The organism is Nonomuraea sp. NPDC050394 (assembly GCF_044459065.1).
Lineage (GTDB): Bacteria > Actinomycetota > Actinomycetes > Streptosporangiales > Streptosporangiaceae > Nonomuraea.
This window is the reverse complement of the sequence record NZ_JBITIO010000007.1, coordinates 89,595-112,275: the sequence shown is the minus strand read 5'-3', so window position 1 is coordinate 112,275 and position 22,681 is coordinate 89,595. Positions and strand designations below refer to the sequence as shown.

At 71.7% G+C, this 22,681-nt stretch carries 18 protein-coding genes and 1 other RNA gene; 7 read left to right on the top strand and 12 right to left on the bottom strand.

The annotated features are described in order from the left end of the window. Nucleotides 1-1,215, bottom strand: coding sequence for an FAD-binding oxidoreductase (locus tag ACIBKY_RS27225; protein WP_397100709.1), 1,215 nt, complete (start codon nucleotides 1,213-1,215; stop codon nucleotides 1-3). Between the two features lie 122 nt (nucleotides 1,216-1,337). Between ACIBKY_RS27225 and ACIBKY_RS27220 the strand changes: the two genes are divergently transcribed. Both ACIBKY_RS27220 and ACIBKY_RS27215 read left to right on the top strand, forming a co-directional pair. Continuing rightward, nucleotides 1,338-2,396 carry a sensor histidine kinase gene (locus ACIBKY_RS27220; RefSeq protein ID WP_397100708.1) on the top strand — a complete coding sequence of 353 codons (1,059 nt, stop codon included), beginning with the start codon at nucleotides 1,338-1,340 and terminating at the stop codon, nucleotides 2,394-2,396. Further along, nucleotides 2,393-3,052: a response regulator gene (locus tag ACIBKY_RS27215; RefSeq protein WP_397100706.1), complete on the top strand. Its 660-nt coding sequence runs from the start codon at nucleotides 2,393-2,395 to the stop codon at nucleotides 3,050-3,052. The genes ACIBKY_RS27220 and ACIBKY_RS27215 overlap by 4 nt, the downstream gene beginning before the upstream one ends. Here ACIBKY_RS27215 and ACIBKY_RS27210 read toward each other — a convergent pair. The 8 genes from ACIBKY_RS27210 to ACIBKY_RS27175 all read right to left on the bottom strand — a co-directional run bounded on the left by ACIBKY_RS27210 (nucleotide 3,036) and on the right by ACIBKY_RS27175 (nucleotide 13,239). Next, the gene (locus ACIBKY_RS27210) at nucleotides 3,036-4,127 is read right to left on the bottom strand and encodes a C45 family autoproteolytic acyltransferase/hydolase (protein ID WP_397100704.1); all 1,092 of its coding nucleotides are present in this window, start codon (nucleotides 4,125-4,127) and stop codon (nucleotides 3,036-3,038) included. The two genes, ACIBKY_RS27215 and ACIBKY_RS27210, sit on opposite strands and share 17 nt — an antisense overlap. 35 nt (nucleotides 4,128-4,162) lie before the next feature. Further along, nucleotides 4,163-5,116: a helix-turn-helix transcriptional regulator gene (locus ACIBKY_RS27205; RefSeq protein ID WP_397100702.1), complete on the bottom strand. Its 954-nt coding sequence runs from the start codon at nucleotides 5,114-5,116 to the stop codon at nucleotides 4,163-4,165. Nucleotides 5,117-5,133: 17 nt separating this feature from the next. Further along, nucleotides 5,134-7,116, bottom strand: a complete 1,983-nt coding sequence (locus ACIBKY_RS27200) for a zinc-binding dehydrogenase (protein ID WP_397100700.1) — start codon at nucleotides 7,114-7,116, stop codon at nucleotides 5,134-5,136. A 197-nt stretch (nucleotides 7,117-7,313) separates the two neighbouring features. Further along, nucleotides 7,314-8,741, bottom strand: a complete 1,428-nt coding sequence (locus ACIBKY_RS27195) for an Nramp family divalent metal transporter (protein WP_397100698.1) — start codon at nucleotides 8,739-8,741, stop codon at nucleotides 7,314-7,316. A 9-nt stretch (nucleotides 8,742-8,750) separates the two neighbouring features. Continuing rightward, the gene (locus tag ACIBKY_RS27190) at nucleotides 8,751-9,509 is read right to left on the bottom strand and encodes a GNAT family N-acetyltransferase (protein ID WP_397100696.1); all 759 of its coding nucleotides are present in this window, start codon (nucleotides 9,507-9,509) and stop codon (nucleotides 8,751-8,753) included. A 7-nt stretch (nucleotides 9,510-9,516) separates the two neighbouring features. Beyond that, nucleotides 9,517-10,605: a M20/M25/M40 family metallo-hydrolase gene (locus tag ACIBKY_RS27185; RefSeq protein ID WP_397100694.1), complete on the bottom strand. Its 1,089-nt coding sequence runs from the start codon at nucleotides 10,603-10,605 to the stop codon at nucleotides 9,517-9,519. Further along, a complete protein-coding gene (locus tag ACIBKY_RS27180) occupies nucleotides 10,602-11,630 on the bottom strand; it encodes a dipeptidase (RefSeq protein WP_397100692.1) in 1,029 nt (342 codons plus the stop codon). Before ACIBKY_RS27180 ends, ACIBKY_RS27185 begins: the two co-directional genes overlap by 4 nt. A gap of 100 nt (nucleotides 11,631-11,730) precedes the next feature. Further along, a complete protein-coding gene (locus ACIBKY_RS27175; protein ID WP_397100690.1) occupies nucleotides 11,731-13,239 on the bottom strand; it encodes a flavin-containing monooxygenase in 1,509 nt (502 codons plus the stop codon). A gap of 107 nt (nucleotides 13,240-13,346) precedes the next feature. On the opposite strand from ACIBKY_RS27175, the gene ACIBKY_RS27170 reads away from it, so the two are divergent. The 5 genes from ACIBKY_RS27170 (at nucleotide 13,347) to ACIBKY_RS27150 (ending at nucleotide 17,644) form a co-directional block, all read left to right on the top strand. Next, nucleotides 13,347-14,147, top strand: a complete 801-nt coding sequence (locus ACIBKY_RS27170) for a Nif3-like dinuclear metal center hexameric protein (protein WP_397100688.1) — start codon at nucleotides 13,347-13,349, stop codon at nucleotides 14,145-14,147. Between the two features lie 2 nt (nucleotides 14,148-14,149). Next, nucleotides 14,150-14,890, top strand: coding sequence for a zinc ribbon domain-containing protein (locus tag ACIBKY_RS27165; protein WP_397100686.1), 741 nt, complete (start codon nucleotides 14,150-14,152; stop codon nucleotides 14,888-14,890). Further along, nucleotides 14,887-16,386, top strand: a complete 1,500-nt coding sequence (locus tag ACIBKY_RS27160; RefSeq protein ID WP_397100684.1) for a histidine phosphatase family protein — start codon at nucleotides 14,887-14,889, stop codon at nucleotides 16,384-16,386. The genes ACIBKY_RS27165 and ACIBKY_RS27160 overlap by 4 nt, the downstream gene beginning before the upstream one ends. A gap of 38 nt (nucleotides 16,387-16,424) precedes the next feature. Next, nucleotides 16,425-16,814, top strand: an RNA gene (rnpB, locus tag ACIBKY_RS27155) — RNase P RNA component class A. A gap of 362 nt (nucleotides 16,815-17,176) precedes the next feature. Next, nucleotides 17,177-17,644, top strand: a complete 468-nt coding sequence (locus ACIBKY_RS27150) for a GNAT family N-acetyltransferase (protein ID WP_397100682.1) — start codon at nucleotides 17,177-17,179, stop codon at nucleotides 17,642-17,644. 97 nt (nucleotides 17,645-17,741) lie between these two features. Here the strand turns inward: ACIBKY_RS27150 and ACIBKY_RS27145 are convergent, their stop codons facing one another. Genes ACIBKY_RS27145 through ACIBKY_RS27135 form a run of 3 tightly spaced genes read right to left on the bottom strand, consistent with a single transcriptional unit; the run spans nucleotide 17,742 to nucleotide 22,543 of the window. After that, nucleotides 17,742-18,755, bottom strand: a complete 1,014-nt coding sequence (locus tag ACIBKY_RS27145; protein ID WP_397100680.1) for an NAD-dependent epimerase/dehydratase family protein — start codon at nucleotides 18,753-18,755, stop codon at nucleotides 17,742-17,744. A 34-nt stretch (nucleotides 18,756-18,789) separates the two neighbouring features. Beyond that, nucleotides 18,790-21,006 (bottom strand): SulP family inorganic anion transporter, encoded by a 2,217-nt coding sequence (locus tag ACIBKY_RS27140; RefSeq protein ID WP_397100678.1) that lies wholly within the window; start codon nucleotides 21,004-21,006, stop codon nucleotides 18,790-18,792. A 58-nt stretch (nucleotides 21,007-21,064) separates the two neighbouring features. After that, nucleotides 21,065-22,543, bottom strand: a complete 1,479-nt coding sequence (locus ACIBKY_RS27135; protein WP_397100676.1) for a hypothetical protein — start codon at nucleotides 22,541-22,543, stop codon at nucleotides 21,065-21,067. Nucleotides 22,544-22,681: the final 138 nt, after the last annotated feature.

Below are 22,681 nucleotides of genomic sequence, written 5' to 3'. Positions count from 1 at the left end.
TCACTCCGTCTCGATCAGATGGCTCGGGCGCAGCACGCCCTCCGGGTCCCAGGCCTTCTTCAGCTCGCGCAGGCGGGCGTAGACGGCCGGGGTGAAGGCGTCGGCGGTCCTGGAGGTGTCGGTCAGGAAGTTGAGGAACGCCCCGCCGGTCGCGTGCGGGACCTCGATCGGCTCACCGGCCATCACCGAGAACGGCACGTCGCGATGCCCCGCCGGGCCGCCCGGCGCCGCCATGGCACCGCCCCACCGGCGGATCTCGATGCCGCCCACCGGCGACTCCAGGAGCGCGGCGATCAGGTCGTCGGGCAGGCCGCGCACGAACTCGAAGCCGTTGCCCAGCGGCATCGGCCCGTGAGGAGGCGCCAGCACCCGCACGGCCCGCTCGTAGGGCAGTTCGGCGTACTCGCCGCTCAGCGGCTCGCCGGCCGCCGGCAGCAGCGGGGCGAGCGCGGACTCCGGCTCGCCCACCGCCACGACGCGCACGCCCAGCATCCGCGTGCCGTCGGGCATCCTGACGACGAAGACGGCGGCGTTGACCGTGTCCGGCTGCTCCCAGTCGCGGAAGGCGGCCAGCGTCTCGCCGGCGCGCTCGAAGGCGTGCATGGTCATGCCGGCCACCATCCGCGCCACCGGGAACAGGCGGAACTCCAGCCGGGTGACGACGCCGAAGTTGCCGCTGCCGCCGCGCAACGCCCAGAACAGGTCGGGGTGCTGCTCCTCGTCGGCCTCCAGGATCCGGCCGTCGGCGGTGACGACCTCGGCGCTGACCACGTTGTCGGCGGCGAGGCCGTACAGGCGGGACAGCCAGCCCGCGCCGCCGCCGAGCGTGTAGCCGGTGACGCCGACCGACGGCACGCCCGCCAGCGGGGCCAGGCCGTGGGCGGCCGCCGCCGACAGCACGTCCTCCCACACCGCGCCCGGCTCCACGACCGCCACGCGGCGCACCGGGTCGACCTCCACGCCGGCCATCCGGGTGGTCTTCAGCAGCAGGCCGCCGTCGGCCGGCACCAGCGTGCCGTGGCCGGTCGCCTGCACGGACAGGGGAAGGCCGCGTTCGCGGGCGGCCAGCAGCGCGGCCCGCACGTCCTCGGCGCCCAGTGCCTCGGCGACGATCGCGGGCCGCTGGTCGACCGCCTGGTTCCAGGTCCAGCGGCCGCCGTCGTAGCCGGGGTCGCCGGGCAGGTGGATCGGGCCGGAGAAGGAATCGATTCGCATGCCATTGACGATCGCCGCCGGATCGCCGCAGGTCGTCGTACCAGCGAACGCACTTGCCTACTCTCCGGGGAGTAGCACCCCCGGACGACGCGCTGTGGCGATATATGGCGTAGTTTGCCGCCATGAGCAGGCCCGATCTCCTGGTGGCGCCCATCGTGGCGGCCGTAATGGTGGCCAACGCCGCCCTCACCGGCAAAGCAGGCCCGATCGGCTACGCGCTGCTGCTGGCCGCCGCGGCCGTCATGCACTTCCACCGGCGCGCGCCGATACCGGTGCTGGCCGCCACCACCGGGCTCGCGCTCGTCTACTTCCTGACCGTCGAACCCGAGATCGCGGCGAGCGTGCCCGCCCTCATCGCGCTGACCAGCGTGGTCAGGATCAAAGGCCGGCCGTACGCGCTCGCCTCGGCGCTCACGCTGATCCTCGGCATGATCGCGGCGAACCTCCTGGCCGGTCAGCCTCCGGTGCCCGCGATCAAGGGCGGATTCCTCGTCATGGGCTGGTACGTGGCGGCGATGGCGATGGGCGTGGCGCTCCTGCAGGCCGACGAGCGGGCCGCCGAGGCCGAGCGCACCCGGGAGGAGGCCCTGCTGCGCCGGGCCGAGCAGGAGCGGCTCTACATCGCCAGGGAACTGCACGACACCCTCACCCATGCGATCTCGGTCATCAAGGTGCAGGCGGGCGTGGCCGTACACCTGGCGAAGAAGCGCGGCGAGGAGGTGCCCGCGTCGCTGCTGACGATCCAGGAGGCCAGCGGCGACGCGATGCGTGAGCTGCGCGCGACGCTGGAGGCATTGCGCGACGAGACGGTGGCGCTGGCGCGGCTGCCCGGACTGGTCGAGCGGACCAGGGCGGGCGGCCAGGACGTGCGGCTGACCGTCGGCGGCTCGCCCCGCCCGCTGCCCGAGGAGGTCGAACAGGCCGCCTACCGGATCGTGCAGGAGGCGCTGACCAACGTCACCAAGCACGCGGGCGGCGCGGCCGCGGCCGACGTGGTCGTCAACTACGGCAACGCCGAGCTGGTCCTTCAGGTGGACGACGACGGGCACGGCCAGGCGGCGGGTACGCCGGGGGTCGGGCTGACCGGCATGCGCGAGCGGGTCGCCGCGCTGGGCGGCACGCTGGCGGTGGGGCCGCGGCCGGAGGGCGGGTTCAGCGTGCGGGCGGAGCTGCCCGCATGATCCGTGTCCTGCTGGCCGACGACCAGAAGCTCATCAGGGCGGGCTTTCGCGCGCTGCTGGACGCCGAGGAGAACGTCGACGTCGTCGGCGAGGCGGCCAACGGGCAGGAAGCGATCGAGCTGGCGCGGGAACTCCTGCCCGACGTGGTCCTGCTCGACATCCAGATGCCGGTCATGGACGGCATCGAGGCCACCGCCGCCATCGCCGCCGACCCGGCGCTGGCCGGCGTCCACGTGGTGATCCTCACCAACTTCGGCCTCGACGAGTACGTCTTCTCCGCGCTGCGCGCCGGCGCGGCCGGGTTCCTGCTGAAGGACACCGACCCCGGCGACCTCGTGCACGCGGTCGGCGTGGTCATGCGCGGCGACGCGCTGCTGTCGCCCGGCATCACCCGCAGGCTGATCAGCGAGTTCGTGACCCGGCCGCCGCTGACGCTGCCGCCGGGGGAGGCCAACCTGCTGACCGCGCGCGAGCGCGAGGCCGTCGCGCTGGTGGCCCGCGGGCTGACCAACGCCGAGATCGCCCAGAGCATGGTGGTCAGCCCGTTCACCGCCAAGACCCACGTGAGCAGGGCCATGACGAAGCTGGGCGCGCGCGACCGCGCCCAGCTCGTGGTGTTCGCCTACGAGTCCGGCCTGGTCAGGGCGAAGGGCTGAAGACCACCTCGGGGGAGTGGCCGCGGCCCTCGCCCAGGTAGAAGCGGACCGTCATCGTGCGCTCGGCGGTGTCGAGGAACGAGTTGTACAGCGTCCGCATCGACGGGTCCCCGGTCTGCGCCACCTCCAGCAGGCTCGCGCGCAGGTCCGCCGGGCCCATGACCGCGTCCTGGCTGCGCTCGTGCAGGGTACGCAGGCGGGCGTAGGAGGCGAAGGACTCCGGGGTGTCCGCCGGCAGCGCCTTGGGGTCGGGGTGGCGGTGCAGCAGGTGGTTGGTCACGCACAGCGCGCCGTCACCGGCCTCGGTCACGTGGCCGGGCCCCTCCCACACGAACGCCTGCCCCCGCGCGTCGGCGATCAGGTAGTGCAGCGGCATGCCGAAGTCGTACGACGTGACCTCCCGCAGCGCCGCCCTGGCCTCCTCGGCCGTCTCACAGGTGTCCAGCAGGAAACGGGGCAACTGCACCGAGTTCACGCCGGCCTGCGGGGAGAAGTCCTCCGGCGGCTCGGCGCTCTCGAAGTCGGCGATCAGCAGCACCACGGCGAGACCGGCCTCGTTGACGCCGTCCATGCAGCCGTCGAACTCCGTCATCGTCAGCACCGTGGTCGCCAGGCCGTCGGCGGGCCGGGTGGTGATCACATGCGGGCGCGAGGCCATCGGCAGCTCGTCCGGCACCGGCGGGGTACCCATGAGCTCGCTCGTGGTCATCGTGAAGAAGTCGTAGTTGCGGCCGATCCTGCCGTGCCCGTCCGTGGCCGCCGAGGGCGGCACCCACAGCGCCGAGCAGGCCTGCGGCAGCGCGGTCAGCCCGTCGAGCGTGACCTCGTCCTGGCCGGGGTCGAGGCCGAGCGCGGCGGCGGCGCCGTTCATGCGGGCCAGATGCTGCGGCCAGTGGCGCGCGAACCACTCCCTGCGCGCCCGGTTGACCTCGGGATCGGCGGGGGCGGGCTGCCAGCCGATCCGGCGCGCCTCCTGCGCGAGCTGCCGGCCGATCTCCTCCTGCGAGCCGGCGACGGTGATGTGGCGGACGAGCTGGAAGTCGTCCCTGCTGCCTGCGACCTGGGTGATATCCATGCCCCAGACGATGCCGCCGGCCTCTGACCGCGGGCTTACCGGTCGCTGACCGCCCTGCCGTACCGGCCGGCCAGCGCCTTGACCGCGGCGGCCAGTTCCGGCGGGTCCAGCACCTCGAAGTCCACGTCGAGGAAGCCGATCCAGACGGCGATGCCGGTGAGGTTGTCGCCGCCCACCCGCATCAGGCAACGCTCCTCGCCGTCCGGCTCGATCTCCAGGCCGAGCCCCAGCTTCCGCATCCGCTCCGCCGGCGCGTGCAGCAGCACCGTTCCGGTGTGCTCCCACATCGCGGTGCTGATCCCCTTCTCCACGTACGCCGCCACGTCGCCGGGCAGTTCCCGCGGCACGAACCGCGGCCCGGTGGCGGGCACCTTCAGCGTGATCCGGTCCACCCTGAACGTGCGCCAGTCGGCCCGCTCGACGTCCCACGCCATCAGATACCAGCGCCCCCTGCGGTGCACCAGCCGGTACGGCTCCGCGTCCCGCCTGCTGACCGCCCCGCCGTGCCCCACGTAGTCGAAGCGCAGGCGCTCATGGTCACGGGCGGCGTTGGCGATCGTGGTCAGCACCTCGGGCGGCACCGACGGCGCCTCGCCGGGGATGTGCACCGTGTGGGTGTTGAGCGCGCTGACCCGGCGGCGCAACCGCGAGGGCAGCACCTGCTCCAGCTTGGCCAGCGCGCGTACCGAGGTCTCCTCGATCCCGGCCACGCCTCCGCCGGCCGCCCGTCCCAGGCCGACCGCGACCGCCACGGCCTCCTCGTCATCGAGCAGCAGCGGCGGCAGCGCCGCCCCGGCGCCGAGCCGGTAGCCGCCGGCGACGCCCGGGGTGGCGTGGACCGGGTAGCCGAGGGTGCGCAGGCGCTCGACGTCGTTCCTGACCGTCCGGGTGGAGACCTGGAGCCGGTCGGCCAGTTCGGGTCCCGACCACTCTTTGTGGGCCTGGAGCAGGGACAGGAGCTTGAGCAGGCGGGCCGAGGTTTCCAGCATGTGGCCCAGTGTGCCCGCTAACGAGGAACGTTCGCTTCCGCATTGACCACGATCTTGCCGAGGAAGTGGCCATGCTCGCTGAGCCGGTGGGCGTCCGACGCCTGTTCGAGGGGGAACTCGGCGGCGATGGGGAGGCGGGTGGCGGCGATTTCCCCCGAAATTTCGCGAAGTTTGATGGGGTTGGATGATCCGCTGGAGAAGCGAACCCCGTGGCTGCCCGCACCGGGATCGGCAATGCTGACCACCTTGTCCGGATCGCCGGTCAGCCGGACCGACATCGCCACCACATCCCTGCCCGAGGCGTCCAGCACCAGGTCCACCGGCTCCCCGATCCGCTCCTCCAGTCCCTCGCCGTAGGTCACCGGGTGCACGCCCAGGTCTTTCAGGTAGGGGTGGTGGGGTTCGCTGGCCGTACCGACCACCCGAAGCCCCGCCCGGATCGCCAGTTGAGCGGCGGCCAGCCCGACGCCGCCCGCGACGGCATGGATGAGCAGCGTCCGCCCTTCCTCCAGCCCGAGCAGCCCCAGCGCCCGCGTCGCCGTCTCCACCGCCACCGGCAACGCCGCCGCCTCGGCATGGGTGAGCCCGTCAGGCTTGGCAACCAGGTCATCCGGTACGGCCAGCACATAGTCGGCCAGCGCCCCGCCATGCCGCCCCACCACCTCCTGCCCGACCCGCAACGGCTCCCCGCTCACACCCACGCCAACTCCAGCACCCGCACCCGCACCCGCGCCCGCGCCCGCACCCGCGCCACCCGCGCCAGCGCCACTCGCGTCCGTTCTGGTCGCGTCCGGCCCGGCTGCGTCCTGCCCGTCCGGGCCCTTGCCGTCCGCGCTCGTGCCGTCCACGTCTGGTCCGATCGCGTCGATGACGCCCGAGAACTCCAGCCCCGTGCCCGTGGGCCCGTCCAGGGGGATGCCGAAGGCGCCGCCGCGGATCTTCCAGTCCACGGCGTTGACCCCGGCCGCCCGGACCGCCACCCGCACCTGACCGGGGCCGGGCACCGGGATCGGCACCTCGTCCACCCGCAGCACCTCGGCGCCGCCGTGCTCGGAGTAGCGCACCGCCCGCCCGTGGGTCACCAGCACCGCCTTGCCGACGACCTCGCGCGCCTCCAGAGCCGCGTGGGCACGATGCGCCTGGTCCAGCGGCACCGCCAGCCCGATCGTCGGCGTGATGCCGGCGGCCAGCGTACGCACCGCCAACCGGTGCAGCGCCTCCGGCGTGAACTGCACCTGCTCGATCCCCACCATCCGCACCCCACGCCGCTCCGCCTCTTCGGGACCGGCGTCCGCGAACCCGCCACTGAGCACCCCGTACCCGAAGAACACCCCACCCGGGACGGTCAGCGCGAAGGCGTCGGCCCCCACCTGCCCGCCCACCCCGTCGAAGACGGCGTCGAACTCCATGCCACCGGAGGCCAGGGCCGGGTAGTCCACCACGGACGAGGCGCCCAGCGAGAGGGCACGGGCCCGCTTGGCCGGACCCCGGGCGGCGCCGACCACATGGGCGCCCGCCCGGGCCGCCAACTCCACGAGCACCAGCCCGAGCGCCCCGCCCGCCCCGGTCACCAGCACCCGCGCACCCGGCTTGAGCTCGGCGGCGTCGAGAAGGCTGAGCGCCGCCGGCCCCACCTGGAGCAGCGCGGCGGCCGAGATGAGCGGGACGTGATCCGGCACCTCCACAAGGGCGGACAAGGGCGCGGCCACCTGCTCGGCATACCCGCCACCGGGCAGAAGCGCGGCGACCCGCCGCCCTTCCCACGAGCCGGCCCGCGGAGCCGACCGGACCACCCCGGCCACGGCCGTCCCGGGTACGTAGGGCGGCCGGGTGCCGAACCACTCCCGCCCCCAGCCGGTGCGCAACTGCACCTCGATCGACAACACATCGGCCGCGCGCACCTCGATCACCACCTCCCCGGGCCCGGCGGTCACCGGGGAGGACTGGCGGACGCGCAGGACTTCGGGACCACCGAACCGGGTCACTTCGACAATGTTCATGCCGGGCAGTGTGGTACCTCAACCAACGTTGAGGTCAAGCGGGCGCCGTGACGGCGGGGACCACGTCCGACGTGAGAAGCGATCCCCCCGATCGGCGCCCGCCCGGGTCGGCGGGTGGCGTGGGGGTGGCGGGAGCCGTAACGGAGAACCAGCGCGCGGAAACGTCAGAGGAGAAAGGCCCGGCAACCGCCGCGCCGTCAGAAGAGTTTGCCCGCCTGCTGGACGAGGGTGAGGATCGTCAGGGAGCCGAAGAACGCGACGGACCAGAACAGGGCCGCCAGCCGGTACGAGCGGACCTTGATCGCGTCAGGCAGCGACCGCCGGTTGAGGACGATGAGCAGGATCGAGTACACGAACATCATCACCGCCGCGAAACTCGCCGAGAACACCAGCAGGATCAGCGGCTGGTCGAAGCCCAGCAACAGGATCGCGATCCCCAGCACCGTCATCGTCCACACCGTGAGGAAGTAGACGCGGTTGACCGTGATGTCGCGGTTGCGGAGGTAGACGGTCTTGATGACGTCCGAGGCCAGCCGCGAGGTGTAGTCCACGATGCCCATCGCCGAGGCGAACAGCGACAGCGCGCCGATCACCCAGAACAGCACGCCGAACCACGGCCCCACCACGCTCTGCAGCGTCTCGCCCTCGACCTTGAGGAAGGTGATGCTGTTGGCCAGCCCCTCCTTCCCGAACACCGTCGAGTACGCCAGCATCGACATCAGCGCGATCGTCAAGAACGAGACCACCGCGAACGTGGACCCCTGCTCGATGTTGGCGAAACGCCACCACTGCCGCCAGTGGGCGAGGTTCTCCTTGGTCGGGGCGAACTGGAACCCCGTGGACGCCGCCGCCTCCTCGTGCCCGGTGACCGGGCTGACCAGTCGCGGCACGTACGCGCCCATGCCGAAGCCCTTGTCGCGGATCCAGTTGCTCTGGCACAGGTTCTGCCCGCCGCCCGCCCCGGCGTAGGCGATGGCGCCCATGAGCACCGCGAACTCCAGCGGCGGCACCGGGAAGCTCGCCCCGACGGTCAGGCCCTTGCCCAGTTCCACCCAGGCGTCGGCGTTGATCGCGAACAGGATCGCGACCACCGCGAGCGTCAGCACGAGGGCGATCTTCACGAAGATCACCCGCTCCAGGACGGTGTAGATGACCGGGGCGAGCGTCAGCCCCAGCGCGATGATCAGCAGCATGCCGATCGCGATGTAGCGGACGCTGGGCTGGCCGCCGCCGGTCAGGTACGTGACCATCGTGGCCGAGGTCGTCACCCAGCCCGGCCACAGGTTCGAGCAGAGCGTCATCAGCACGAAGACCAGGCCCCAGTGCTTCCACATGCGGCTGAACCCGGTCAGCGCGGTCTCGCCGGTGGCCAGCGTGTACCGCTCGATCTCCATGTTGAGGAACCACTGCGTGACGATGCCGATCAGCGCGCCCCAGATGAAGACCAGGCCGACCTGGGAGGCGATGTAGGGCCAGAGGATGAACTCGCCGGAGGCCAGTCCCACGCCCGCGCCCACCAGGCCGGGCCCGATGATGCGCCAGGTGGTGCGCGGTGGCTCTGGCAGGTCCCTCACGGTGACCGGGGGGAGAACACGGTGCGGGACGGTGGGGGTGAATTCCGTCATGCACCGACGTTAACCAGGCTGTTCGCCCTCTGACAGCTTTAGTACATATTCTCCACGGTCTGTGAAATCCACGACCCGCGCGCCCCGGCCCATCAGCCCGCCCAGGACCTCGCGCAGCGCCATCCGCCACGCCCTGCCCGCCTCGGGGTTCTCCCGCCGCAGCGTCTCGATGTCGCGCGGCGTCGCCACGAGCACGACCGGCCCGTCCACCGGCCCCACGACGGGCATCCCGTCCCGCTCCGCCACGCCGGTCGTGGCGTTCCCGATCGGGTACGGCACCGCCGTCTCGTCCAGCCGCCACACCGCCAGCAGCCGGTCGGACCGGTCGCCCTCGTTGATGGCGTCGACCATGACCCCGTAGAAGTCCTCCAGGTACTCCTCCGGCCGCGCGCCCAGCTTCACCAGGTTGAAGCGGGCGTTACGCCGTACCAGCGGGTCGAACGTCCAGCTGATCTTCGTGATCCCCCTGGCCAGCGCCCAGTCGCGCTGGTGCCGCTTGAGCGGCAGCCCGATGCCCTGACCGGGCAGCGCGCCGGTCACGTGCGAGTGCAGGGTGCCGCCCGCGGCCAGGATCCCCACCGATCCGCCGACCAGTTCCCCGTCACGGTAGGCCCCGGCCACGTAGCCGCCCGTGTGCGAGAACACCTTCATCAGCTCCACGGTCACCGGCGGGTTGCCCGGTTCCGGCTGCCAGATGTCGTCGAACAGGCGGTGCAGTTCGACGAACTCCCGCCGGTCGTGGAGCTCGCGGATCTCGAGGTCGCTCACGTGTCCCTCACTCACCCGCCAGGACCGCCGACACCAGCGCGCGCAGGAGCTCCGTGCGGCGCGGCATCTCGGCGACGATCACGTGTTCGTGGTCGGCGTGCGCGCCGCCGCCCACGCCGCCCAGCCCGTCGAGGGTGCGGCAGCCGACGCCGGCGGTGAAGTTGCCGTCGGAGGCGCCGCCCACGTGCGCGCTGGTCAGGGGTTCCGGGCTGAGGCGCTGGGCCAGCGCGAACAGCTCCGCCGACATGGCCTCCTCCAGCGGCGGCCGGTTCGGTCCGCCGCTGATCTCGATCCTGGTGCCGGGGGTCGTGGGGGACAGGGCGCGGATGAGCTCGTCCACGCGGGTCTGCGCGGCCACCGAAGACACCCGTACGTCCACGCCGACCCGGGCGTGCGCGGGCACGGTGTTGACGGTCGAGCCGCCGGACAGCACGGTCGGCGTGACCGTGGTGGCCTTGGCCCGGGGCAGTTCGCCGCCGTCGGCGATCCGGGCCAGCTCGTCGATGGCGAGGATCTGGCGGGCCAGTTCGACGCCCGCGTTGGCGCCGTTCCACGGTTCGAGTCCGGCGTGGGCGGCCTTGCCGTACACCTCGACCCGATAGTCGGAGGTGCCCTTGCGCGCGGTCTTCAGCGCGCCGCCGTCGGCGCTGGCCTCCAGCACGAACGTGGCGGCCAGCCCGCGCGCGGTCTCCTCGATCAGCCCGCTGGACGTCGTCGAGCCGACCTCCTCGTCACCGGTGATCAGCACGCTGACCCCGTCGAGGCTCGGCAGCCCCGCCAGCGCGTGGAACGTCTGCACGATCCCGGCCTTCATGTCGAAGACGCCCGGCCCGCGCGCCACGCCGTCCACCACCGACCACGGGTGGGTGCGCAGCGTGCCCATCGGCCAGACGGTGTCGTGGTGGCCGAGCAGGAGCACGCGCGGCTCGCCGAACGTCCAGCGCAGATGGGTGACGCCGTCCACGACGACGAACTCGGGTTCGGCGCCGAGGTGCCGCGCGCCCATCGCGCCCACGACCTTGGCGCTGCGCGCGACCGCCTCCAGATCGCTGGAGAACGACTCACACGTGACCAGCTCTTCGAGTTCCGCGATCATACGAGCAGCTCCCCCAGGAAACGGTGGACGTTCCCACCGATGATCTTCACGACGTCTTCTTCCGGCACCCCGCGCTGGAGCAGCCCCTCGGTGACCATCGGCAGCCCCGCCGGGCCCTCCAGCCCGGGGATCGCCTGCAGCGGGTCCACGCCGCGCAGGTTGACGTCCTCGCAGCAGGGCGGCGTGAGCTCCTTCAGCACCTCGTACACGAAGTCCGGGCCCAGCCCCACATGGTCGATCCCGGCCACGGCGGCGATGTGCTCGATGTGGTCGAGCAGGTTGTCGAGCTGCGCCTTCGAGCCGTCCTCCAGCAGGAACGGGGCGAAGAAGTTCACGCACACCACGCCGCCGCCCGCCGCCACGGCGCGCAACTGGTCGTCGGTGAGGTTGCGGTGGTGGTCGCGCAGCGCGCGGGCGCTCGAATGCGTCGCCAGGACCGGCCTGGCCGCCAACTCCAGCACGTGCGCCACTCCCGAGGCGCCCAGGTGCGAGATGTCGAACACCATCCCCAGCCGCTCCATCTCCCGCAGCGCCGCCACGCCGTGGGAGGTCAGGCCGCTGCCGGTGGCGTCCTCGCCGCTGCCGTCGGCCAGCGGGGTGCGCCCCCAGTGCGCGATCGAGGCGACCCGCACGCCCAGCCGGTGAAGGGTGGAGATCAGCTCCACGCTCGCGTCGAGGCCCGGCATGCTCTCCATCGCCAGGACGAGCGCGATCTTCCCGTCCGCGAGCGCCGCGTCGATCTCCGCTCCGGTACGGCACAGCGCCACGGCGCCGGAGTTGCCCTCGGCGATCACGTGGGCACACTCGATCATGCGCAACGTCTGCCGGAGCGCGCCCTCCGGGCGGTACTGGTCGTCGATGAACACTGGCAGCACCTGCAGGTTCACCCCGCCGGCCTGAAGCTGGGGCAGCCAGCGCTCGCGGAAGAACGAAGCCCAGATCTCCGCCGGTCGCGCCGAGACCGCCATCAGCAGGTCGTTGTGCGTGTCGGCCACGACCGAACGCTGGTGGAGGGGTGTTGTCATGCCAACGACGTTATCGCGCCGGATGGTCGTGATCGCTCGTACCCCAGGCCAAATCCACCCATGGTGGATGGGACCGTGCGACAAACGGTGGCCCGCTCCGCTAGCCGAACCGGTAGGCGGGTAGCGGTGGCAGTGCGGTCAGCTTGCGGTAGAGGGGCGTGGGGCCCGGCCAGTTGTTGGTGACGCGGCCCTCCGCGGTCTTGTACCAGCTCCGGCAGCCGTTTCCCCACACCATGCGCGTCATGGCCACGTCCAGTTGCCTGCTCCACGCCGCCATCGCCTCGGGCCTGACCTCCATCGGCCCCCGGTCCGAGAGGTGCGGCAGGCAGTTCATGATGTGGTTCACCTGGCATTCGATCATGAAGATGATCGAGTTGTGGCCCAGGTTGGTGTTGGGGCCGTACAGCAGGAACAGGTTCGGGAAGTCCGGCACCGAGATGCCCAGGTACGCCTCCGCCCCCTGCTTCCAGCGTTCGTCCAGCCGCTGCCCGCCGCGGCCCGTGAACGCGATCGGCGCGAGGAACTCGGTGCTCTTGAACCCCGTCCCATAGATGATCGTGTCCGCCGCACGCAGCCCCCGCGTCGTCTCGACCCCCTTGGCGGTGATGCGGACGATCCGGTCGGTCACCACGTCCACGTTGGGCCGGGTGAGCGCGGGATAGAACTTGCTGTCGATGACCACCCGCTTGCAGCCCGGCGGGTAGCCGGGCGTGAGCTTCGCGCGCAGCCCGGGGTCGGTCACCTGCGCGCGCAGGTGACCGAGGGCCCGCTTCCTGAGCAGCCCCTCGCTCCACCCGCGGGCCAGCGCCGGGTAGAGCGTGCCCTCGGCGTAGCGGTAGATCCATTCGCGGTACGCGCGCTGTAACCCGGGCACGAAGTGCAGCGCCAGCCGGGTCAGCGGTCCGAAGGCGGCGTCGGGCTTGGGGATGACCCAGTTCGGGGTGCGCTGGAACACGTCCAGATGCCCCGCTCTGCCCGCCACCGGCGGGATGAACTGCGCGGCCGACGACCCGGTGCCGATGACGGCCACCCGGCGGCCGCTGAGGTCGTGGTCGTGGTTCCAGCGAGCGGAGTGGAAGGAGACTCCCTCGAAGTCCGCCATGCCCGGGATGTCGGGCATCAAGGGCCGGTTCAGCTGCCCGACCCCGGCCACCACGACATCGAACTCCTCGATCCGCACACCCCCCACCCCGGGCACCGGCCGGTCATCCCGGGGTCCGTCGGGCTGGGCGCATTCGGCCGTACCGGAGGGGAGGGGACGGGTGGTGAGGTGCCAGTGGCCGCCGTCGAAGGCCGCCGCCGAGACCTCGGTGTGAAAGCGGATCTTCCCCCTGACGCCGTATTTGTCGGCGCAATGGGCGAGATAGCCCAGGATCTCGGGCTGGCCGGGGTAGCGGCGGGTCCACGAGGCGTACTTCTCGAAGGAGAAGGAGTACAGATGGGAAGGGATGTCGCAGCCCGCGCCCGGATAGCTGTTGTCGCGCCACGTGCCGCCGACCTCGCCCGCCTTCTCGAAGACGGTGTAGGAGGTGATGCCCGCGCGTTCGAGCTGGATCGCCATGCAGAGCCCACCGAATCCCGCACCGATGATCGCGATCCTTGGTGACATAACGCCCTCCGCGTCAGGATCCACTTACATTACGCCGAACCCTGTTCGGACGACACCCCCGCCACAACACGCCTGACGCCCCGGTCCGGGCCGGTAGTCTGCGCAGCGTGACGCTGGCAGAAGTGATCGGAACGCTCGAAACGGCCTACCCGCCCGCCACCGCCGAATCCTGGGACGCGGTCGGCCTGGTCTGCGGCGACCCCGCGCTTGAGGTGCGGAAAGTCCTGTTCGCGGTGGATCCGGTGGCGGTGGTCGCGGAGGAGGCCATCGCGTGGGGAGCCGATCTGATCGTCACCCACCACCCTCTCTACCTGCGCGGCACCACGAGCGTGGCCGCCACCACCCCCAAGGGTCGCCTGGTCCATACCCTCATCAAGCACGACATAGCCCTCTACACCGCTCACACCAATGCCGACATCGCCAACCCCGGCGTATCCGACGCGCTGGCCCGAGCCGTGGGCCTCACCGGCGACCTCGTGCCGCTGAGCCCTCTCCCCGACGACCCCTGGCGCGGCCTGGGCAGGATCGGCACGCTGCCGTCCCCCGTCACGCTGGGCGACTTCGCCGAGCGGGCGGCCGAGGGCCTGCCCAAGACGTCCTGGGGTATCCGGGTGGCGGGGGATCTGTCCCGTCCGGTCTCGCGCGTCGCCGTCAGCGGGGGCGCGGGCGACTCCCTCCTCGGTACGGCCCGCGCCGCCGGAGCCGACGTCTTCCTGACCGCCGATCTGCGGCACCACCCGGCCAGCGAGTTCATGGAGGCCGGCGGCCCGGCGCTCATCGACGCCGCCCACTGGGCCACCGAATGGCCATGGCTGGACAGCGCCGCGTCCATCCTGGCCTCGAGTGGCGTTAACGTTGAGACGCGTGTCTCCGCCACGGTCACCGATGCTTGGACAAGAGGATATTGATCATGAAAGCAGCCCCTGAAGCGCAGAAGCGACTGCTCGACCTGGCAGAGCTCGACTCCGCGGCCGACCGGCTGGCCCACCGCCGCCGTACCCTGCCCGAGCTGGCCGAGATCGACGAGCAGACCAAGCGGTTCGCCAAGCTCTCGACCGAGGTGATCGAGGCCGAGACCGAGGCGGGCGACCTGGCGCGCGAGCAGGCCAAGGCCGAAGCGGACGTCGACACCGTGCGCACCCGATCGGAACGCGACCAGAAGCGCCTCGACTCCGGCGCCGTGACCTCTCCCAAGGACCTGGCCAGCCTGCAGTCCGAGATCACCTCGTTGCACCGCCGCCAGGGTGACCTGGAAGAGGTCGTCCTGGAGATCATGGAACGCCGCGAGGCCGCCGACGCCAAGGCCGTCGACCTGGTCGCCCAGCGCGACGCCCTCGCCTCCACCAGGGCCGTCGCCGAGGACCGCCGCGACGCCGCGCTCGCCGAGATCGACAAGGACGCCGCCGACGTGCAGCAGCGCCGCGGCGACGTCGTCGCGGACATCCCCGCCGACCTGATGACCCTCTACACCAAGCTCAAGGGTCAGTACGGCGTCGCCGCCGCCATGCTCTACCGGGGCCAGTGCCAGGGCTGCAAGGTGTCGCTGTCCATCGCCGAGATGAACCGCATCAAGGCCGCGCCCCACGACGAGGTCCTGCGCTGCGACGAGTGCCGCAGGATCCTGGTCCGCACGCCAGAGTCGGGCCTGTGACCTCGTACATCATCGAAGCCGACGGCGGCTCACGTGGCAACCCGGGCCCCGCGGGTTACGGCGCCGTCGTCCTCGACGCCGCCGACCGGCAGGTGCTGGCCGAGACCGCGGAGGCGATCGGCGTCGCCACCAACAACGTGGCCGAGTACCGCGGCCTGATCGCCGGCCTGACCGAGGTGCTGCGACTGGGCGGCGAGGGCGCCGCGGTGGTGGTGCGCATGGACTCCAAGCTGGTCGTCGAGCAGATGGCCGGAAACTGGAAGATCAAGAACGAGGGCTTGCGCCCGCTCGCCCTGGAGGCCAACCGGCTGGCCGGGCGGCTACGGGTGACCGAGTGGACCTGGATCCCCCGGGAACGCAACAAACACGCCGACCGCCTGGCCAACGAGGCCATGGACGCCGCGGCCAAGGGCCTCGCGTGGCAGGCGGGCGACCAGCCCGACCCCGGATCCCCAGCAGGCGCGGACCATGGCGGACCCAGCCGGCCAGGCGACCTACCGGCACCCTCCGCAGACCACCGCGGCCCCAGCGAACCGGGCACCGGGAGCGGATCCGGCAAGCCGGGCACCGGGAACGGATCAGCCCAGCCGGGTACTGGGAACAGGTCCGGCAAGCCGGGCGCAGGGAACGGGTCCGGCAAGCCGGGCGCAGGGGGCGGAGCCGGTGAGGCGGGCACTGGGGGCGGAGCCGGTGAGGCGGGCGCGTCCGATGCCAGCCGAGACGCTGCCGGGCAGACGGAGCTTTTCGTGGGTGGCGGTGCTTCGGCCGGAGTGGTGGCGCGCAAGACGCCGCCTCCCGGCGCGGATCTGTCGGCGCCCTCCGCCTCCACCGCCGCGCGGCAGACCAGGGCCAAGGGGTCGGGATGGGGTGATGCCACCCGCGTCGCCACCTCCCTGCTGCTGCTGCGGCACGGCGAGACCCCGCTGTCGGTGGAGCGGCGGTTCTCCGGTCTCGGGGACGCCGAGCTCACAGCCAACGGACTGGCCCAGGCCGCGGCGGCCGCGGAGAGGTTGTCGCGGGAGCCGTACCGGCTGGATGTGATCGTGAGCTCGCCGCTCAAGCGCGCCCGGCAGACCGCGGAGGCGGTCGCGGCCCGCGCGGGGCTCGGCGTGGAGGTGGACGAAGACCTCAGGGAGACCGATTTCGGGGCGTGGGAGGGACACACGTTCACCGAGATCCAGCGGCGCTGGCCAGAGGAACTGGCCGCGTGGCTGGCCGAGCCGTCGGTGGCCCCACCCGACGGCGAGAGCTTCGCCGAAGCCGCCCGCCGGGTGCAGCGCGTCAGGGACCGCCTGGTCGAGCAGTATCTGGGCAAGACGGTCCTGGTCGTGTCACATGTGACGCCGATCAAGATGCTGCTGCGGTTCGCGCTGATGGCGCCGCCGGCGGCGTTGTACCGGATGCATCTCGACCTGGCCTGCCTGAGCCTGGTCGACTACTACGCGGACGGCAACGCCGTGGTGAAGGCGTTCAACGACACCGCGCACCTGCGCTGAATCCCCGGTTGCCCAGGAGTGATAACCTCGCTGCCAGACGAGCCGGCCGGGCGGCCGCGTCGGGCCCGCGAGGGTCCGCCGAGGAAGGTCCGGGCTCCACAGGGCAGGGTGGTCGGTAACGCCGACCCGGGGTGACCCGCGGGACAGTGCCACAGAAAACAGACCGCCTCCCCTTTTCGGGGAGGTAAGGGTGAAACGGTGGTGTAAGAGACCACCAGCGCCCACGGTGACGTGGGCGGCTCGGTAAACCCCACCTGGAGCAAGGTCAAGAAGGGCGTCTCGCGAGAGGCGCCCGCGCACGGCGTTCGAGGGCTGCCCGCCCGAGCCGCGCGGGTAGACCGCTTGAGGCCGCCGGCAACGGCGGCCCTAGATGGATGGTCGCCCCCTCACCAGAGGGACAGAACCCGGCCTACAGGCCGGCTCGTCACCATAGTCTGGCTGGAACGTTCCCCTTTTCGTGTCTACGGTCCGCATATGGCCGACAGGCGGCAGCACGTGAAGGGGCACTACCGGCGACGTCCGGAGGCGGTCGGACCTGGGTACGACCGCACACTCGCGTGGGCCGGGTCGCCGGAGCCTCGGTGGGGGTCTTCGCCCTGCTGCTGGGCATCTGGCTCGTGGCTGGTGCGTTGGGAGGCGGCGCGGAACCGGTCCCGCGCCCGCCCCTGCCCGCGAGCGGACCGCCCCCACCCGCCCCACCCACCGAACCCCCGCCGCCGGAGCCGCCCACTGAGCCGCCTCCTCCGGACCCGCCCACGGGTGGATAAGGGGCTCGGTTAATCTGAGGCACATGATTCGACCCGCGACCCCCGACGACGTCTCCGAGATCCTGGCCATGGTCGCCGAGCTGGCCGACTACGAGAAGGTGCCGCACGAGGCCAGGGCGACCGAGGAGCAGTTGCGTACGGCCCTGTTCGGGGAACGGCCCGCCGCCTTCGCGCATGTGGCCGAGCACGAGGGGCGGCTCGCCGGGTTCGCGTTGTGGTTTCTGAGCTTCTCGACGTGGCGCGGCGTACACGGGATCTATCTCGAAGACCTCTACGTGCGGCCGCAGCACCGAGGCGGCGGGTACGGCAGGGCGCTGCTGGCCGAACTGGCCAAGATCTGTGTGGACCGGGGCTACCAGCGCCTGGAATGGTCGGTTCTTGACTGGAACGCGCCCGCCATCGGCTTCTACAAGAAGCTCGGCGCGATCCCCATGGACGAGTGGACCGTGTACCGCCTCACCGACGAGCCGCTGCGGGCCTTGGCGGAGTGAGAGGCGGAGGCATCGGCAACTCCGCCCCTCACTCACGTCCCTGGGAGTCGGGACGCTTGCCACGCTAGAACCGGAGAATGGCCCCGTCTGCGGAAGATTACGCAGAACGGGCGGCCCAGGCGGCCAGGATGGCCTGTTCCTTCTCGGGCGCCATGCCGTGTTTGTGCTTCTTGCCGTAGACCCGCTCGTCCTCGGGGATCCGCCGCAGCCACTCCCAGGTGTCGCGCACGGTGTCGGCCACGGGACGGCTGCGCAGCCCCGCCGCCTCGGCCTTGGCGGTCGAGACGGTCCAGAAGTTGGCCATGTCGGGCTGGGCGGGAGCCCACAGCGGCAGTTCCATCCACACGCCGGCCTCGTGCTCGATCAGGAAGTCATCGGCGACCCACACGAACTCCGCGTCCGACCCGGTCTCCCGCCTGCACATCCCCAGCCACTCACCGTAGGTGGCGTTGCCCCGCGGCCCGGTCACGATGAACCGGTCGGCCACTCCCTTCTCGGCCTGGTCCAGCGTGAAGACGGCGATGTCGCGGGCGTCGATGAGCTGCATGGGCTGCGCCGGGTCGCCGGGGGCCAGCACCTTCCCGCCCTTCGACACCCTGGTCAGCCACCACGGCAGGCGGGCGACGTTCTCGTACGGGCCGAGGATGAGGCCGGGCTGGATGATCAGGGCGTTGCCCGCGAAGCCCTGCTCGACGGCCCGCTCGCAGCCCGCCTTGAGCACGCCGTAGTCACCGGCGTCGGGACCGGCGTCCGGCGCGCACTCCCAGAGCGCGCTGTCCTCGGAGGTCTGCTCGGCGGGAAAGTTCTTGAAGGCCGAGATGGTGGAGATGAAGGCGTACGTCGCCGCCCGCCCGGACAGCACCCGCACCGCCTCACCCACCACCTTCGGCACATAACCGGAGGAGTCGACCACCAGGTCCCAGGTGCGCCCGTCGACCAGCCGCTCCAGGTCCGCGGTGACCTCGCGGTCCCCGTGCACCGCCTCGACACCGGGCAGGTCGGGCCCGCTCTGACCCCTGTTGAACGTCGTGACCTCATGTCCTCTGTCGAGCGCTTCCTGCACGATCGCGCGGCCGAGGAACGCGGAACCTCCGATGACCAGAACTCTCATAACTGCATTCTTCGCGTACGGCCCGCCAAATCCGTCACGTCTTCACCGAGAGCGTAGAAGGCAGCTGCGGCAGCATGTGCACCCGAGCCGACCCGATGTCGAAGTAGAGCCCGACCAGCTCCAGCTCCCCGGCCTTCACCTGCTCATCCACCCGCCGGTACGTGCGCAGGTTGAGCAACTGCTGCTGCACATTGACCCGGCACAGCCGATCCAGCGGCCCGCTGTCGCTCCCGTCGCTCTCGGATTCGATGAACCGGGCCAGGCTGTGGTTGCCGTGCCGCAGCCAGCGCCGCAGCCCCGGCAGGCTGCCCGCCTGGACCCCTCCGCTGAGCAGCCCGGTCATCGCGCCGCAGCCCGAGTGCCCGCACACCGTGATCGTGCGCACGCCCAGCACCTGGGTGGCGAACTCGATCGCGGCCACGACCGAGTCGTCGTGCGGCTCGCTGCCGCGCCGGGGCACGAGATTGCCGATGTTGCGCACGGTGAACAGGTCCCCGGGGCCGCTCGCGGTGATCAGGCTCGGCACCACCCGCGAGTCGGCGCAGGTGATGAACAGGTGCGAAGGCGTCTGCCGGCGGGCCAGCTCGGTGAAGATGGGACGGACCAGCGGAGCCGTACGCCGGTGGAACTCACGCGCGCCCGCCGTCAGCTGGCACTCGACCTCGACCGGTCCGACCTGCTGCGGCACCAGCGACGGACGGACGGTGCGCCGTCTGCGGTGCGCCCACGGCAGCCACCAGCGGTCCGGCGCGCGCGGCGGCGTCTTGGCGGGGAACATGCGCGAGCCCGCCGCCGCCATCGCGTACCACTCGTCGTGGATGTCGTCGATGTCCACGTGGCCGCCCATCCGCTCGTGGTCCACCCGCCACGAGTGGATCGCCTCGAACGCGGCGTTGTCCATGAAGTCGATGTTGAGGTCGAGGTCGACGCTGGCGCCCTCGGGGATCGAGCGCAGCTCGTGGGTCAGCCGGGGCACGCCGAGGAAGGTGAGCGAGCCGGAGATCGTCGCGTGGTAGTGGCCGTCCTCCTCCGGGCGTACGTTCACCGTCACCCAGGTCAACCGGCGCAGGGCCAGCAGCGCGGCCAGCCCCAGCCCGGCCACCACGCCCTCGGCCAGCCCGAGCACCACGACGCCGGCCAGGGTCACGATGTAGACGGGCACCTCGCCGTGGCCGTGCACCTTCCTGACATGGCCCAGGTTGACCATCTGCACGCCGATGAAGACCAGCAGCGCGGCCAGCGCCTCCATCGGGATCAGCTGGATCGACCAGCCGAAGCCCAGCGCGAACAGCAGCATCCAGACGCCGTGCAGCACCGTCGACCAGCGGCTGCGCGCGCCCGCCTTGACGTTGGCTGTGCTGCGCACGATCGCCCCCGCCACCGGCACCCCGCCGAGCGCCCCGGTCACCATGTTGGCCACGCCCTGGCCGGTCAGCTCGGTGTCGAGGTCGGAGCGCGGGCCCTTGTGCGTGCCGTCGACCGCGACCGAGCACAGCAGCGACTCCACGCTGGCCAGCAGCGCGACGAGAAGCACCGCGACGACGATACGGTGCCCGTCGCCCTGCGGCAGCACCGGGAAGGCCCAGTCGGTGAAGCTGCCGGACAGGTCGACCCGTGTCACGTTCCAGCCGAACGCCCACGCCGTCACGGCGGCGGCCAGCAGCGCGGCCAGCGGTGCGGGCACGGCCCTGACCGGTTTCGGGAGTCTCGACCAGATCGCCAGCACCGCGATCGTCAGCACGCCGACCGCGAAGCCGTGGTCGTGGTGGGCGGCGATCTGCGCGGGCAACTCGATGATGTTGGCGATGGCCGAGGTCTGCGGGCTGCCGCCGAGCACGACGTGCAGCTGCGACAGGGCGATGACCACGCCCACCCCGGCCAGGGTGCCGTGGATGACGGCGGGCGAGACGGCCAGGGTGGCCCGTGCCGCGCGGAAGAGGCCGAGGACGATCTGCACGGCGCCGGCCAGCAGGGTGATCATGCAGGTGGCGCGCCAGCCGTACGTGTGCACCAGGTCAACCACGACGAGCGACAGACCGGCGGCGGGCCCGCTCACCTGTACGGCGGAGCCGCCCAGCGCCCCCGCCACGATGCCGCCCACCACGCCCGAGATCAGGCCCGCGGCGAGCGGCGCCCCGGAGGCCATGGCGATGCCCAAGGACAGGGGCACCGCGACGAGGAACACCACCAGCGAGGCGGGCAGGTCGTATCGGAGCGTGCGGATCACGCTACTCTGTGTGTCCCTGATCATGCGAGCAACTCTAGTGCCCTACTGACCAGGGATTACGCCTAACCCGGGCTTTTGATGATCACCGGTAGTGGTCGGGATAGTCCTGCTGCTCGGGTGCCCGGCGGCGGCCGCCCTGGCGGGCCGGCTGCTGCTCCTGGCCGTTGGGGTACATCTCGCCGTAGCTCGGCCAGCCGGGGCCGCTCGCGGGCGGCTCCGGCCAGGCGGCGCCGGGAGCGGCGGCATTGGCGGGGGCGTAGTCGCCCGTCTCGTAGGCGGGATAGGGGGCGGGCTGGGGCGCGGGCTGCGCGGTGGGCGCGGCCAGCACGTCGTCATAGGCGGAGACCGCGCGGGCGGGCGCCGTGGGGGTGCCGGAAGCGGGCGTGGGGCCGGTGACCTCACTGTCATCGGCGACGGCCCAGCCGGCGCGGACCTCGTAGGAGTTCGGGAAGTCGTTGGCGGGCGGAGCGGCGTACGCGCCCTCGAAGGCCGGCCAGGAGTCCGCCGGTCCCGGCGTCACGGGCGTCGGGTCGTCGAGCACGTCGCGCACCGGCGTCGCCGGCCACGAGCCGGAGGCGGTGGGAGCCGGGGAGACCGGGCTCTGCCACGTCTCGGCGTTGTTGACGTAGGCGGGGAAGGGATCGCTGGTCGGCGCGCCGTGCAGGGAGCCGCTGGGGATCGCGGTGAACGAGCCGCTGCTGGTGGGGGTGAACGACGGCGAGGGCGGCGGGGCGGTGGGGGTCGCGGGGAAGGTGCCGCTGTTGCGGGCGGGCTCCTGGCGGGACGGCGGCGGCACCGGCTGGGCGCCGGCACCCAGGATGCTCATGACGTCCGAGGTCGGGGCGGCGAAGGTCACGGTGCGCTGGTCGGCCAGGTCGGCGGTGGACGGGGCGGGAGCGGGGGCGGCCGCCTTCTTGGCCCGCCGCGACGAGCGCGTGGGCGGGGCGGGGGCCTCGCTCGGGACCGCTTCCATGTGCTGCGTCGGCTCGACCAGGCCAGCCAGGTTCGCCTTGGCCGCCGCGGGGGCGGGAGTGGGAGTGCGCTGAGGCAGCGGCTGCTGGACGGTGGTGGCGTTGGGGTCGGGTTCCGCGGCGGCGCCCACCGGCTGCTCCGGCTTCACCGGGCGCGGGGCGCCCATGGGACGGTCGACGTTCACCGGGCGGGAGGCGCCCTTGCGGGCCGCGACCGTGCCGCCGGCGCCGAAGCCGCCTTCCTCCGCATCGCTGCGGATGTTCGCCCAGAACTCCTCGTCCTCGTCATCGGAGCTCGGGTTGCCCCACTCGTCGACGCCGCGTTTGCCACGCTGGCCGGTGCGTACCGGCCGGGGCTGCTTCACCTCGTCGATCGGGCTGAAGTCCGGGCTGAAGTTGTTCATCCGGGGCTCGTGCGCCGCGAACTCGTCGGTCGAACGCGCTGTCCTCATCTCTTCCCGGTCGGCCATCTCCTTCAGCCGCTCCGGAGGCAGGGAACTCTCCCTCTTGTTCATCGAACGCATGCCCAGTGCCACGACGACGAGCACGAGGAGCACGACAGCGACCAAGCTGACTACGACCGCGATCATTGCACCACCCTCAAAGCCATGGCCTCCCAGTGGCGCCGGTGAGATCGCGCGGCCATCGACGCGACCTGCCCCCATTGATCACCGACGTCTAACAATTGGATCTGATTCTGTCGGACCACTATGAGCGTTGTCACACCC

Excerpts from the sequence above, each read along its gene's own strand:
- ACIBKY_RS27175 (WP_397100690.1), bottom strand. The coding sequence starts at position 13,239 with ATGTCACCAAGGATCGCGATCATCGGTGCGGGATTCGGTGGGCTCTGC.
- ACIBKY_RS27180 (WP_397100692.1), bottom strand. The coding sequence starts at position 11,630 with ATGACAACACCCCTCCACCAGCGTTCGGTCGTGGCCGACACGCACAAC.
- ACIBKY_RS27145 (WP_397100680.1), bottom strand. The coding sequence starts at position 18,755 with ATGAGAGTTCTGGTCATCGGAGGTTCCGCGTTCCTCGGCCGCGCGATC.
- ACIBKY_RS27215 (WP_397100706.1), top strand. The coding sequence starts at position 2,393 with ATGATCCGTGTCCTGCTGGCCGACGACCAGAAGCTCATCAGGGCGGGC.
- ACIBKY_RS27225 (WP_397100709.1), bottom strand. The coding sequence starts at position 1,215 with ATGCGAATCGATTCCTTCTCCGGCCCGATCCACCTGCCCGGCGACCCC.
- ACIBKY_RS27200 (WP_397100700.1), bottom strand. The coding sequence starts at position 7,116 with ATGAACATTGTCGAAGTGACCCGGTTCGGTGGTCCCGAAGTCCTGCGC.
- ACIBKY_RS27165 (WP_397100686.1), top strand. The coding sequence starts at position 14,150 with ATGAAAGCAGCCCCTGAAGCGCAGAAGCGACTGCTCGACCTGGCAGAG.
- ACIBKY_RS27135 (WP_397100676.1), bottom strand. The coding sequence starts at position 22,543 with ATGATCGCGGTCGTAGTCAGCTTGGTCGCTGTCGTGCTCCTCGTGCTC.
- ACIBKY_RS27195 (WP_397100698.1), bottom strand. The coding sequence starts at position 8,741 with ATGACGGAATTCACCCCCACCGTCCCGCACCGTGTTCTCCCCCCGGTC.
- ACIBKY_RS27220 (WP_397100708.1), top strand. The coding sequence starts at position 1,338 with ATGAGCAGGCCCGATCTCCTGGTGGCGCCCATCGTGGCGGCCGTAATG.
- ACIBKY_RS27205 (WP_397100702.1), bottom strand. The coding sequence starts at position 5,116 with ATGCTGGAAACCTCGGCCCGCCTGCTCAAGCTCCTGTCCCTGCTCCAG.
- ACIBKY_RS27210 (WP_397100704.1), bottom strand. The coding sequence starts at position 4,127 with ATGGATATCACCCAGGTCGCAGGCAGCAGGGACGACTTCCAGCTCGTC.
- ACIBKY_RS27140 (WP_397100678.1), bottom strand. The coding sequence starts at position 21,006 with ATGATCAGGGACACACAGAGTAGCGTGATCCGCACGCTCCGATACGAC.
- ACIBKY_RS27150 (WP_397100682.1), top strand. The coding sequence starts at position 17,177 with ATGATTCGACCCGCGACCCCCGACGACGTCTCCGAGATCCTGGCCATG.
- ACIBKY_RS27185 (WP_397100694.1), bottom strand. The coding sequence starts at position 10,605 with ATGATCGCGGAACTCGAAGAGCTGGTCACGTGTGAGTCGTTCTCCAGC.